The following is a 13,645-nucleotide window of genomic DNA, read 5'->3' on the forward strand; positions in this document are numbered from 1 at the left end:
TATGAAGCTACGTGGATATATCGGCATACTGATTTTCGCCCTGTTGGGCGGGGCGGGGGCACGTGCACAGGTGACCATCCGCAACCAGTCGGAATATGACGTTCTTCGTGCAACCCCTATGGAAACGCTGTATGCGCATACCACTGCATCCCTGGTCTTTCCCGGGGAGTACCTGTATTTCAGCCTGTACGCAATTAACCTGCAGACCTACCGGCTCAGTTCGGTGAGTTCCATGGCCTATTTGCAGCTCGTCGGTGAAGACGGCACCATCTATGCCCGATCAAAAGTCCGGATGCGGGGCGGCCGGGGCCAGGGGGACCTCTTTATCGGGACGGACTTCCCATCCGGGGCATATAAACTCGTCGCCTATACCAACTGGATGCGCAACGCGGGTCCCGGACAGGTCTACGCCGCAGATATTACCGTTTTGAACCCCTACCAACGCAACCAGGAAGCCCTCCTTGGTGAGGGGACGTCTGATCCATTTTCCCCCGATCCCGCTCCAGAGCCGGACATCCAGGTGGGAGAGGATGGCCTGATGCTGGAAACAGACAGCACCCGGTATGCACAGCGCAGCTGGGTCACCCTCAACCTCCGCAATTTCAGGGGTGCCCGTGGACATGGCCATTACTCCCTCAGCGTGACCCGTATGCCGGATTTGCCGGTGCCGCCTCAGTCATCCGCCGAGGATTATGCCGGGAACTATACGGCCATGCTCCGCGAACTGCCCCAGGGAATTGGCGATAGGGTCGCGATACCCGAGCAACGGGGCGAACTCATTGGCGGTCAGCTGCTGGACAGTGCAGGTCCGGTTCCCAACGCCTGGCTCGGGATTTCGTTCCCCGGGGAATCCTTCCAGTTAAAAGCGGCCCTTACAGATAGCACGGGCTGGTATTTCACCTACCTCAACACTCCCTACAACGGGCGCCGGTGGATTGCCCGGGTGCTGGAACCAGGCTCGGACGCCTATAAATTCAGTAGTTTTTCCCCTTTGGAAGACCCGCAATCCCCCGGGGACTATTTCCATATCCGGATCGACACAAGCATGCGGGAGGCAATCCTGAAGCGGAGCATCCACAACCAGGTGGAGAACAGCTACTATGAAATCAAGCCGGATACCGTGGTGGCCCAACCCGCGGAAGATCCGTTTTTCCCGGAAATACCGGACATCTATCAACTGGATGAATTTACCCGTTTCGCCACGCTGCAGGAGACTTTGCTGGAAATCGTCCGGCATGTATGGATAAGGCGCGAATCGGATGGAGGGTATACCTTCTGGGTGCGTGCCCCGGATGACCCCGACGACACCGAGTATACCACCGACCCGCCGCTGGTGACGGTTGACGGGCTGCTGGTCCCGGACCACAATAACCTCCTGGGCCTCGATGCGAGGCAAATCCGGACCATCAAGGTGTATCGTGAAAAAAGGAACTTTGGGCCCCGGGACTACCAGGGCGTCGTGGTCATTGAAACCATTGGGGGCGACTACCCCGATACCTGGTCCTCCCCGTCAGGGCGTATTTTCAGGTATGAGCCCCCTGAGGCCCCGAAAGCCTATTTCCGGCAGGGGGAGGGGATGCCCAACATCCCGGATTTCAGGTATCAGCTGTTATGGGAACCCCGGATCGAGATGGACGGGTCCCTCCGGGAATTCCGTTTCCGCACCTCGGATGTCCCGGGGACGTACCGCATCCGCCTCGAAGGATATACCAGTTATGGTAAGCCGGTCACCCTGAACACTTACATCGAAGTTATCGAAGCCGACTAACCCTGCAAGGGGATTGCGGCTGCGGCACCTATCTTCGGCCCAAAACCAGTTTTGACAAAGGTTTACGCATGTGCCGTGCTGGGGATTGAGGCAATTACCGTCACCATCGAGGTGCATGTGGATGCCGGGGTGGGGTACCACCTTGTGGGACTGCCCGACAGCGCAATACGGGAAAGCAACTACCGGATAGCCGCTGCCCTGCGGCATATCGGATACAGGATCCCTGGTAAAAAAATCACCATCAACATGTCCCCGGCCGGCCTGCGCAAGGAAGGGGCCGCATATGACCTGCCACTGGCAATCGGTATTCTTTCAGCTTCCGGGCAGATGGAAAAACGGGATCCGGACCGGTACCTCCTGATGGGGGAACTCTCCCTGGATGGCGCGCTGCAACCCCTGAAAGGCGCCCTGTCCATGGCGCTGCAGGCCCGGGATGCGGGTTTTGACGGGTTCATACTGCCCGCAATAAATGCCCCTGAAGCAGCCGTGGTGACTGGGGTCAGGGTGTTTGGTGCCTCCACCCTGTCTGAGGTAATTGGGCATTTAAATGGCAGCGAACCGCTGCGGCTATTTTCGGAACCCGGGGATTGGACAAATGGATATGCTGTTGGTGATGTAGCTGATTTCGAAGAAGTTCGTGGTCAGGAAACCGCGAAGCGCTGTCTGGAGATTGCCGCTGCCGGGGGGCACAATGTGCTGCTGATCGGGCCACCGGGCTCGGGGAAAACCATGTTGGCCAAAAGGCTGGCAGGGATCCTGCCGCCCATGGCCCGGGAGGAGGCATTGGAAACCACCCGGATCTACAGCGTAGCCGGTATGGCTGCGGGCCGGGGCCTGATGGGTATCCGACCTTTCCGGAGCCCCCATCATACCATCTCAAATGCGGCACTTGTCGGCGGAGGTGCCTACCCCCAGCCGGGTGAAATTTCACTGGCCCACAACGGGGTTCTTTTCCTGGATGAACTGCCCGAATTCAAACGCCATGTGCTGGAGGTTTTAAGGCAACCCCTGGAAGACCGGGAAATTACCCTGACAAGGTCCCGGTTCACCTTCACCTATCCCTGCAGTTTTATGTTGGTGGCCAGCATGAACCCGAGTCCGTCCGGGTTCTTTACGGGCGAACCAGGCGCCGGAGGAAGTACCCTGGCCGAGGTCCACCGGTATATGGGCCGTATTTCAGGCCCGCTGCTGGATCGCATCGATATGCACCTGGAAGTACGTCCCGTGCCATTTGATAAATTATCCGACAGGCGAAAAGGGGAGGGGAGTCAGGCAATACGGAAACGGGTGATGGCAGCCAGGGAAAAACAGGACCGCAGATTCAGAAGCGCAGGAAAACTGCATTATAATGCCCAAATGGGCACAAAGGAAATCCGGGCATACTGCCCGGTTGATAAAACGGCGTTGACCCTGCTCAAACAAGCCGTAGACAGGATGAAATTATCGGCACGGGCCTATGACCGCATCCTGAAAGTGGCCCGGACGATCGCGGACCTTTCGGGCAACGAGCATATCCGTTCGGCCCATATCGCTGAAGCCATACAGTACCGGAGCCTGGACCGGGAAGGGTGGATGGAATAATAAAGTTGATTGCGCAGCCTTATGTACTGATTTTTTAATTCCACTGGAAGGTTGCTATCCCTGTATTCCTTATAAAATCCATGCGTTCAAAATATAATAAATGGCACTTCCCCGGGTTATTTATACAACCAATTAGTATATTCAGGCCAAATACCAGACCAAATCTTCCGGTTTTCCATGACCCACATACAAAAAATCGCAGTCCCTGTCTTAGTTTTAGCGGCCTTAATAGGGGTTGCCTCAAGTTCCGGAGAACCTGCAGACGCTTCGGATTCCCAGGACGCGCAGAAGGGTGGCAGGCCCCCCATAGCCCCTGATAATCCCGGGGAGCTGGCGCTGTATCGGGAGCAGCAAAGACAATTGCAGGTTGCCCTGAATGCCTATTTTGACAAGGCCCTCGCTTCCGGCGATATCGTGGGTGCCGGGGTAAGCATCGTCAAGGGTGATTCTATCCTCCTTTCAGAAGGGTATGGCAAAAGGAAAAGCGGTGAGCACGGGGATGTGGACGGGCGTACGCTGTTCAGGCTGGGGTCCCTTTCAAAGGGATTTGCAGGCATCCTGGCCGCTGACCTGGTCAGTGAAGGCGCGCTATCCTGGGAAGACGGGGTCAGTGAATATGTCCCCGAATTCCGGTTCGGCGATCCAAAGCATACCCGCCAGATCAAGCTTTCCCACCTGTTGTCGCATACAGCGGGAGCCCCTTACCACAGCTATACCAACCTGGTCGAAGCGGGGTTGTCCCTCAGGGACATTGCCGGGCGCTTTGGAGAAGTTTCCCCTATCAGCGCTCCTGGGGAGGTCTACAGCTACCAGAATGCCCTTTTTGCACTGTCAGGGGAAATGATGTTCAGTGCCACCGGGAAAGGCATCGATGAATTGCTTGCCGAGCGGTTTTTCAAGCCCCTGGGCATGTGTGCCACTTCCATGGACCACGAGTCGGTGCAACGGGCCGTGAATGTGGCCTACCCCCATTACAAAAGGCGCAATGGCTGGAGGCCGGGAAAACTTTCCGATAAATACTACAACGCCATCGCCGCCGGGGGCATCAATGCCAGCGCCCTGGACATGGCCAGCTGGATGCGGATGGTACTGGGCCATCGTCCGGAAGTCATGGACCAGGCTGCCATCCGGCAGGTATTCGAACCGGTCGTCGAAATACCGGGGCGCAGCAAATACTACCAGCGCTGGCCGGGGCATATCGCTTCCCACTACGGGTTCGGATGGCGGATCCATACCTTCAAAGCCACGGACACGGATCGTGAGCAAAAAATCTGGCACCACGGCGGAAGCGTCAACAGCTACCGCAATGAAATTGCCCTTTTCCCCGATGCGGATATCGGGATATGCGTCCTTCTCAACAACAACTCCAGGCTCTCCCGGACGGTGATCCCCGACCTGTATGAAATTGTCCAGGCCGTATTGCGCAAAACCGAGACAAACCTGGCCCTGAATTATTGATGGATTCGGTTCCGCCGATAAAACAACGGGGCTAATGGAATGCGCGTCCTGACTCCCCGCATGGGAGCGGGGATTGTCAGGACGGGTCATCCTTAGGATCAGTTCACGCTATCCGTTTCCGCCTCCTTTTCAGGGGGTGGCTGCATGATGTAAGGCTCCGGCTGAGGATCCAGGGGGACGAGTTCTTTACCCGAAAATGCCGGGTGGTCTGCCGGGACAAAAGTCGAACGGAAGGTGGAGTAGACCATGGGCATGGGGTCCATCGGGTCGCCGTTGGGTTCCCGGATTTCCCCCCGATACGGGTTCCAGTATTCCCAGACAATGTCACCCTCCGGGGTCACTTCGAAATACCTCCCCGCTGGGCCCGCATTGATAAATGTATTTCCGTTTTCCATCCGGTGGGCCCCGGAAATAAAGCTGGCATAAAAGGACACGGTGTCAGGGGCGATATATTGCCAGGATGGCTCTTCGGGGCCGAAATAACCGGCTTCCTCCATCTGATAAGTCCCGTCGGGCAGGATGGGAGGGGCAATCTCATAAACGGCGGTATAGGCCATGCTGTCCGGGCCGTTTGGGATATTGTTGTTGAATATGGTCAGGTGGCCTGCACCCGGCTTCCCCGGTTCGATCCATCGGACGTCGTGCTGGTAATAAAGCTTGCGGTCCGTACTGTCGCCTTTGCGGTAATTTTCCCGGTTCCCCCAGCGATACAGGATATCGCCCCCACGGCCGCTTTTACCGCCTTCCCGGGTTGCTGCTTCGTCGGTGGTGGTACTCTGGTCCAGGATGATGATTTCAGAGAGTTCCGGGGAGCTGATGGCAATTTGTTCGAGTGCCGGATTGTAATTGATCGCATTGAAATGGAACAAATCAGAGCCCCGGTTGAATCGCGTCAGGTTTCTGCCACCCTGACCTGCGGCCCGGAGAATATCCAGGCTATCCTGGCTCAGGGCTTCCGGGATGGAATCCCCCAGGTTGAAGTCTATGCGTTCCGGGTGCAGGGCGGGATCCCCGTAATTGGCCAGGCTTTCGTCCCGGTCCTGAATCAGGTGATCCTCGAGCTTCCACTCCCAAACTACCTTGGCACCGCGTTCCCCTTCGGGTTCCAGTTCCACGATCCGCTCCAGCCAGGGCCCTGAAAGCGGGGTCAGGTACGGGGCCCGGCCAAGTTCCATGGCTTTCTCATACGAGATAGCATCATACACGATCGCCAGGATGTTTCCATTCGGCTTGACGGCAAAATCGTGGTGGAGGATCTGGTTTTCATTGGCGAGCTCATAACTCCAGAGGACCTTGCCGTCCCAGCTGATCTTCTCGATCCTGCCGTAGGGCCCTCCAAAACCAAAAACCGGGTAATCCGGGTCGTTTTCACCGACCACTATAGACCCGTCTTCCATCAGGTAGGGGTTGAAGGCAGAATAGGTGCCTTTCCATTCGTGGACAACCTGTCCCTCCCGATCGACCAGGTAGGTGGAGCCGGATGCCGGAACGGAGAACATCGCATAGCCCGGGGTTAATCCTTCCGATGTCTTGGTTAACCCGCGGGGGATGAAGTGCCCGAACTGGTTGCGGTCCTCCGGTTCCTTGGCTGCCTCCGGCTCAGCGCTGCATTGGGACAGCATTCCGGTCAGGATGGCTGCCAGTAAAAAATAAATTGATTTTTTCATGTGTTTGCGTATTGAGGTTGGTGGTTATGAATGAATTGGATGGTGTTACAATAGAAAGATGGACCTGTTATAGAAAGCAGTAAGCCGGAATCCCGGTCAAAAGGTAGCGGCCAAATTGCACAAATAGCTCAGTCGTCCGGGACATTCCCGGAAATCCAGCGCCTGGCCGGCGCCAGCCAGTCCGGGATGGGGCGGTACAAAAAGCCATGCCCCAGCCCGGTGTTGATTTTTAACTGGTCAAAGACCAGCGCGTCCGGGGATTGCTCCATCCAGTAGGTATAATCCTTCCCGGCAATGCGGTCCGACGCTTCATAGATACCGAGGATACGTCCGTGCAGTTTCCAGTCCCTTTCGGCTTCCAGGCGATCGCTGTTGGCGCCCAGAAGTACATAATTTACCGGGTGGCCATTCAGGCTGGATACGGCCATCGCAATATGTGCACCTGCGGATGCCCCGATAACGGTGATATCCGAAGGGGCTACCTTACGGGAGATAAGTTGGTCAATTTCTGCCGATATGCGCCGGGCGTACTCCTGGTAATCCGTATTCCGGGGTCGCACCTCACTGTGGACGACATACCCGTAGGCTTCCAGGGAATCCACGATATCTTCGTATTTATAGGCTCCGAATGTTTCACTGACAGCGTTCTTCCCCTGTAGTTCGACGATCATCCCGTGGAGGTAAAATACGTGCCTCTCATTTTCGGGCGTCTGGCCCGCAGCCTGGGTGAAAACGCCCAGAACAAGTATCGCCCAGAGAATCATCGGTTCACTATTAGTTCCTGACATGGCAAGCGGTTAAAAGGTTATATCCGGTTCCCGGTTCGGGGGGAAGCCCGGAAAGTCATTCCAATCGGTTTATTCAGGCAGTTGCAGCCTGACTTCCCGGGCATAGTCCTCCCAGGCATCCATCATTTCAGAAAATATCTCCGGGGCTTCATCTTTCAGATCGTGTTGTTCCCCAGGGTCCGTACCCAGGTCATAGAGCTCAAAACGGGAGCGGTTCAATGGACGCTGGGTATTGGCAATTTTCCACCTGCCTTTCTGTACCATGCCGTATTGGGCATGTTCCATGGCAAAGACATAGTCATCCGGATGCGGGCTTTCTGCAGCATCCGTTAATACCGGCCACAGGGAGGCACCGCGGAGCGGATATACCTCGCTGCCCTTCCACTTTTTCGGGTAGGATATTCCGCCCGCTGAAAAGAGGGTTGGGGCAATGTCCATCACCGTGGTGATAGCAGGCGCAATGGCATTCAGGGAGGTGACTCCGGGCCCCGAAACAATCAGGGGGGCCAATATCCCTCCGCGGGTGGTATACCCCTTGAAATATCTGAAGGGCCCTGTTGCCGCCTCAGCCCAGGGCGGGCCATAGGAGATAAATGAGTCGGGCTCCCCCATGCGGTCCGTATCGTCGGAATAGTAGGAATTGATGTAGGGTCTGATTTCCGGGTTACTGAAATAATCTTCTCCCGCTGCCCCGTTATCGGACAGGAACAGGATCAGCGTATTTTCAAATTCACCTGTGGATTCCAGGTATTCCAGGATACGCCCGATATTCAGGTCCAGGTTTTCCACCATCCCGGCGTAAATGGCCATTTTCCGGGTTTCCCGTTCTTTCTCTTCGGCTGTGAGGGAATCCCATGCGGGAATATCCGGGTGAAACAACGGAAGGGAACTATCGGCGGCAATCAGTCCTTCCCTTTTAAGGCCCGCGAGCCTTCTTTTTCTCAGGGCCTCATACCCGTCCCGGTAGTCAGGCTCAAATTTTTTCCAATGTGCCGAGGCCACCTGCAAGGGCCAGTGGGGGGCGGTAAAAGCTGCATAGGCAAAGAACGGCTTACCCGTTCCATGATTTTCCTCCAGGTACCCCAGTAGCTTCTCGGTGTAGAAATCCGTGGAGTACTGCCCGGCCGGCCACTGGGCGGTACGGCCATTTTCGGTATAGTGGGATTCCGACCCATCCCCGAATATTCCCGCGTTGTTGAAATGGTTCCCGACCCCTTCTAGCAGGACAAAGGACCGATCAAAACCCTTGGCCCGGGGGTTGGCTTCCGGGAACCCGCCAAGGTGCCATTTCCCGGCCATCATCGTGGCATACCCACTTTCCCGGAGGAGTTCCGGGACCGTCGCCACCCTGTCGGTTAGATATCCCTCATAGCCGAAAACATCGAATTGTGCTGCCTGCCGCCCGACCCCCGCAATGTGGTTGTCGTTCCCACTAAGGAGCATGGCGCGGGTCGGGGCACACATCGGGGCGGTATGGAACCGGCTGAAGCGGACACCGGAGGCTGCCAGGCGGTCCAGGTTCGGAGTGGGAATCTCCCCGCCAAAACTGCCTAAATCGGAATATCCCAGGTCGTCGGCAACCAGCAGGAGGATATTGGGTCGGGTATCCGGAACCTGTCTTTCGGGAGCGTTCTGGCAGGACACCGCAAAGCTGAAAAGCACCGGAAGCATTTGCCAACCCCAATAACCTGAGGGCAAGGGAATACCGGCATCTTTCTTCAACTTTATCCAGATTTGACGGCCGGTCTTCATAGGAAACGGGATTTAATATAATCCGGTCAGGCACTGGCCCGGGCAAATCGGGGCATCAGCGCCCTGAGGCCATAATACACGCGGCCCCGCAGTCCTGCTTTCACGATGTGGTTGTATGTGCTGATCGGTAGTTTTTTCATGATATCACGTGCCAGCCCGGCCTTTTTCCCCGGGCCCCTGAGCCGGAATTGCGTGGCCTGGGTGGGGCCGTACATCAGGTGCAGCCAAATCCTGGGACGCAGGAAGAAATATTTGGCAATGGGCGGATAGCATCCGATAATCCGTGCCATGTCATTCATATACCGGTGGTAATCGACCAGGCTCCGGATCCGGCTGGCGTTTTCCTCGAATTGCTCCATATAGATCTTCTCGTCCTGCAGGGCTGCTTCGATCATCGCTTCCCGTCGGGGCAGGTCCTTTTCGCCTGCAAAAACCAGGGCGCAAAACCGGGCCTGCATCTCCATGATGGGGAACTGGCTGCCAAAGCCGGGACGGGCCCAGCCAATCCAGGCGAGCTTGGCCCCCAGGTCCGGGTGGAAAACATGTTTGTACATTTTGCGCGGATCGCATGCCTGAAGGCCTTCAGGCATGAATTCGGCCCGGTTTAAATAGCCGGTGCTGAAAACCACGGCCTCCACATCTTCCAGTTTTTCCCCACAGGCAGTGCCAAGGCTGCGACCGCCATCCGCAACCTCGGTGATTTCGCCCACAACCCGGCATCCATGGTGTGCAATCGCCTTGGGAAGGGCCAGGGTTTTGGTCCCGAAAATCCCCCATATGCCATTCCGGGATTTCACCTTTTCATTCAAATCGGCGAGGGCATCAAATACGGGGTCCTGCCGGGCCCGTTCCAGCTTGAGGACAAATGGGCTCAGTTTGCGTCCGTATTCCCTGGGAAGGTCCCAGATCCCCCTATGGGTGGAGACATCTGCAGCGTGCCCGCCCCTTTTTCTCGGGACGATCCACCCGGTGGTCTCCCGCAGGCTCACCCAGCTCTTGTTTGCGACCTGGGATATTTCGTAGGCCACATCCGATCCGGATTCGCCCCCCCCGACCAAGAGCACATTTTTTCCCCTGAAGGGCTCGGCATTGATGTAATCCTTCGAATGCGAATACGGTATCTGGGAGAGCTGGTTTTTCCATTCCGGGAACCTCGGGACGTTGTTGTTGCCGATGGCCATTACCAGGTGCTTGCAACGATAGGTGCTGCCATTTTCCAATGCAATGGACCAGTTTTCATCGGCGTCCTGTGTCACGGCGGCAACCCGGGAATTGAATTGGATCCTCCCTGTTACGCCGTAGTGGTTTGCGTAGTCGGTCCAGTACTGTACGGCTTCCTGTTTTGTCCAGAAGTGGTGGTTTTTGCCTTCCCCAACCCAGTAATCCGAGAACATGCTGAAGGTTACCGAGGAGGTCAGGGTAAGGTTTTCGTAGGACCTGGAGAAAACGCCGCCCAGACCGCTGGCCTGCTCCAGGCATACCGTGTCTTCAAATCCTTTTTCCAGCAGTTCCTTGGTTGCAACGATTCCCCCGGGCCCTGCCCCGATAACCAGGCACTGGTGCATCCCGCTATTCCCATCCGCTAATTCGAGTGAAGCAGCTTCCAGGGTCTCGATCAGGTCGGGGTCGGTCTTGCCGGAGGTGTCGGGAAGCGGGTCCATCAGGCGGCGGACGTCCTCCGATACCACCTCCAGTATTTTTACATAGAGCTTCTTTTCGCCGGAAGGCCCATCCCCGATGTAGATTCCCGAATAGACGGCCTTGGCTGCTGGCGGCTTGTTGTCGGATTCCAACTGGAGAATTTCGGTCGGACGTATATCGTAGCTTCCCAGCAGTCTTTTTTCAAAGTTGACTCCGCTTTCCAGCAGGGTTTTGCCGAGTGGGGCCCCGGAGAGAATCTTCTGGTGGACGGTTTTCAGACCTGCAGGCACCTTTCCGGAAAACCGGGACACGGCCAGGGTACGGGTTGTACCGGAGCGGTCTTTGAGTAAAACCATGCGGTAGGGGAGTTCCTGACGGAGGATGTCCAGGGTAACCGGCCCGAAATGAGCTTCCAGGAATTGCGTGTGCAATGGGAGTGTATTCATAGGCAATAAAAGGACCCGCTGGTTGGGCAATATTGAATCAACTGTTTTATCCGAATACCGTTAAAGCAGTAGCCAGCTAAGGGGGGATGCCTAAATATAGGATATTTGATCGAACAAATTTTGAGCGATTAGGCTTACAAACAGATTAGTAACTACCCCCGGCAATTATTTGTCGAATTCTATAAGGTGCCCGTAGATGGTAACCAAATCCCGGGGGTGTGGCACCGGTGCCCGCATTCCGTATTAAAGGGAACAGGCAGTAAAAGAAAAAGAACGGGTAGAAAACAATCAGCCATCGGCACAGATGCCCGGCCTTTGGATACGAAGGTCCGCAATGGCCCGGGGACCGGTTACTGATGGCTGTTGCTAATCGGGAACGGGTTGTTTCGGGGAAAACCACCTATGTGTTTCTCACAGGTATTCCATGAAACCAAAATAATTTAAAAAGCAGAAAATTCCTACATTTTTCGACAAACGGTAACCGGAATATGAGGGTAAATATCCTTATTATTTGTTAATCAGACTATTACTTTTTTGAGGGCCTGGTTGAAAGCAGCAACTTCCTCCATGCGACCCGTACTGATCCTTGCCCATTGGTAGAGTGGGGGGAAGGGTCGGCCAATCTGTACCCCCTCGGATTCCATGCGGGACTGGAGCGTGCGGATGTCCATGCCGCTTTTGAAAAACACGAAATTTGTGTGGGACCGGATAAAGGGAAGCCCCAGGTCCGTAAGTGTGGCGTAGATACGATCCTTGGCCAATTCGTTTTGTTGAAGGCTTTTCTTGTAGAAATCGCTGTCTGCAAGGGCAGCTTCGGCAGCGATGATGGCCGGTGTTCCCGTATTTGCCATCAGCGCCTCCCGGAGCCTCGAGGCAATATCGGGGCGGGCAACCAGGTAACCAATGCGGAACCCGGCGAGGCCGTAGACCTTGGAGAAGGTCCGGGAGACAATCAGGTTCCTGCCTTCCCGCACCAGGCCAACCATGGAGGGATAATCCGGTTCGGTGATATAGTCAAAGTAGGCCTCATCGCTGAAGACGACCGCTTTCCCATCTACCGACATACAAAAATCCCTTAGGGAATCTGCGTCCAGAATGGTACCGGAAGGGTTGTTCGGATTGCAGAGGAAGATCAGCCGGGTTTTCGAAGTGATCCGCCTTTCCATGGCCTCCAGGTCGTGGACCAGGTTTTCATCCAGGGGCACTCGGTGTACATAGGCACCGAATTGCTCGGCATAGCGGAGCAGCGCCTGGAAGGTCGGGTCTGCCGCAATGATTTCGCCATTGTTCAGGCCGTAGACCAGGCCGGTAGCGTGAAGCCCTTCGGTAGACCCGCCTGTCATGACGATACAGGATTCGGGGACTTCTTCCTTCGCGGCGATCGCCTTTACGAGTGAAGGCATATACTGAAACGGATACCGGCACCCGAGGTCCATCCGATCATTCAGGGCATCCCGTACCGCCTGGGAAGGGCCAAATGGATTCTCGTTCGAGCTCAGCCGTATGGGGCCCGCCATGGGTTTCGGCGCCCGGTAGGCTGCCTTTGCCAGTTCCGGCGTACCTCCAAGTAATGCGAAGCCCCCGCCAAGGGCTACGGTCTTAAGCCAGTTTCTTCTGTCGGTAGTGTTCATAATACGTTGTTTGGTGTGTGTTTAAGATACAAATTATTGGGACCCGGGGAGAAAAAAAAATCCCGGCCCGTATCGGATTCTGGATACGGGCCGGGAGTTGAAGGGTATTGCAAAGGCTTGGTACTTAAACACCCAATACCAGGATGCAGCATGGGATCATAGCCGGAAAATCGTATTGCTGAAAAGGATGGCTGCCATCAGGACCACCATGGCCAGGTTGACCGTAATGGCTATCACTTTTTTTTCGGTCAATGGTTCATGCATCCCTTTGACGATATAGAAGGTCCCCATTACCCCGAGAATTCCGGACAGCACAATGGGCAGTCCGAACAGGTAGCGGGATACGGCGGGATGGCTGTTGATCATGATGGCAACTGCCGCAAAGGTGAGCAGGATCAGGATCAGCTTGCTCATGCGGTACGAGCGTTCGGTAAATTTGATTTCGGCATCCATAGGCAGCGTTTTTTGGTTACACAACTTTGATGTTGTTTTTCAGTCCTTCGATTATGCCCTCGATATTCGACAGGGTTTCCCGATAATATTTCTGTACCAGAAAATCCGGGATGCGGATATGTGTAAATCCGTTTTTGAAGGAATGCATGGTTTCTTCCAGGTCGTTCATCGCCTGGTCATGGGTCATGGCCCCATGGCCCCTGTCGATCTCAATGTTCAGTTTCACCCTCGAAACGGCCAGGTCCACGGTCTTTTTGCCGTCCCACCACGCCAGCATGGCACGGGTGCCGGACTTTTTAAGGCCGTAATAGAGCTGGATGGCTTCGATGGGGGTCTTGTGGGTCCGCATCAGTTTTTCCATCCGTGCACGGTGTGCCGGGCACAATTCCAGGTTGAGTCTTTCCAGGGATTCACGGTGATCCAGGTAGCTGAGTTCTTTTTGGCAATCCAGGCAGGTCAT

10 protein-coding genes are annotated in these 13,645 nt (G+C 55.6%); 3 read left to right on the top strand and 7 right to left on the bottom strand.

From position 1 onward, the window contains the following. Position 1 precedes the first annotated feature (1 nt). The 3 genes from H7F20_RS13970 to H7F20_RS13980 all read left to right on the top strand — a co-directional run bounded on the left by H7F20_RS13970 (position 2) and on the right by H7F20_RS13980 (position 4,807). Positions 2–1,768: a hypothetical protein gene (locus H7F20_RS13970; protein ID WP_185786782.1), complete on the top strand. Its 1,767-nt coding sequence runs from the start codon at positions 2–4 to the stop codon at positions 1,766–1,768. A gap of 51 nt (positions 1,769–1,819) precedes the next feature. Continuing rightward, entirely contained in the window at positions 1,820–3,349 is a 1,530-nt protein-coding gene (locus tag H7F20_RS13975; RefSeq protein WP_221898782.1) for a YifB family Mg chelatase-like AAA ATPase, read from the top strand. Positions 3,350–3,526: 177 nt separating this feature from the next. After that, entirely contained in the window at positions 3,527–4,807 is a 1,281-nt protein-coding gene (locus H7F20_RS13980; RefSeq protein WP_185786783.1) for a serine hydrolase, read from the top strand. Between the two features lie 98 nt (positions 4,808–4,905). On the opposite strand, the gene H7F20_RS13985 is transcribed toward H7F20_RS13980, so the two are convergent. The 7 genes from H7F20_RS13985 to H7F20_RS14015 all read right to left on the bottom strand — a co-directional run bounded on the left by H7F20_RS13985 (position 4,906) and on the right by H7F20_RS14015 (position 13,645). Then, complete coding sequence (locus H7F20_RS13985; protein ID WP_185786784.1) at positions 4,906–6,474, bottom strand: aryl-sulfate sulfotransferase; 1,569 nt, start codon at positions 6,472–6,474, stop codon at positions 4,906–4,908. Between the two features lie 128 nt (positions 6,475–6,602). After that, the gene (locus H7F20_RS13990) at positions 6,603–7,262 is read right to left on the bottom strand and encodes an alpha/beta hydrolase (RefSeq protein WP_185786785.1); all 660 of its coding nucleotides are present in this window, start codon (positions 7,260–7,262) and stop codon (positions 6,603–6,605) included. 69 nt (positions 7,263–7,331) lie between these two features. Further along, entirely contained in the window at positions 7,332–8,984 is a 1,653-nt protein-coding gene (locus tag H7F20_RS13995) for an arylsulfatase (RefSeq protein ID WP_221898783.1), read from the bottom strand. A gap of 56 nt (positions 8,985–9,040) precedes the next feature. Then, the gene (locus tag H7F20_RS14000; protein ID WP_255444101.1) at positions 9,041–11,086 is read right to left on the bottom strand and encodes an NAD(P)/FAD-dependent oxidoreductase; all 2,046 of its coding nucleotides are present in this window, start codon (positions 11,084–11,086) and stop codon (positions 9,041–9,043) included. Positions 11,087–11,619: 533 nt separating this feature from the next. Next, complete coding sequence (locus H7F20_RS14005; protein WP_185786786.1) at positions 11,620–12,732, bottom strand: histidinol-phosphate transaminase; 1,113 nt, start codon at positions 12,730–12,732, stop codon at positions 11,620–11,622. A 156-nt stretch (positions 12,733–12,888) separates the two neighbouring features. Next, positions 12,889–13,185, bottom strand: coding sequence for a hypothetical protein (locus H7F20_RS14010; protein ID WP_185786787.1), 297 nt, complete (start codon positions 13,183–13,185; stop codon positions 12,889–12,891). A 16-nt stretch (positions 13,186–13,201) separates the two neighbouring features. Further along, positions 13,202–13,645: a hypothetical protein gene (locus tag H7F20_RS14015; protein ID WP_185786788.1), complete on the bottom strand. Its 444-nt coding sequence runs from the start codon at positions 13,643–13,645 to the stop codon at positions 13,202–13,204.

It is taken from the genome of Robiginitalea sp. SC105, from assembly GCF_014243345.1.
Taxonomy (GTDB): Bacteria; Bacteroidota; Bacteroidia; order Flavobacteriales; family Flavobacteriaceae; genus Robiginitalea.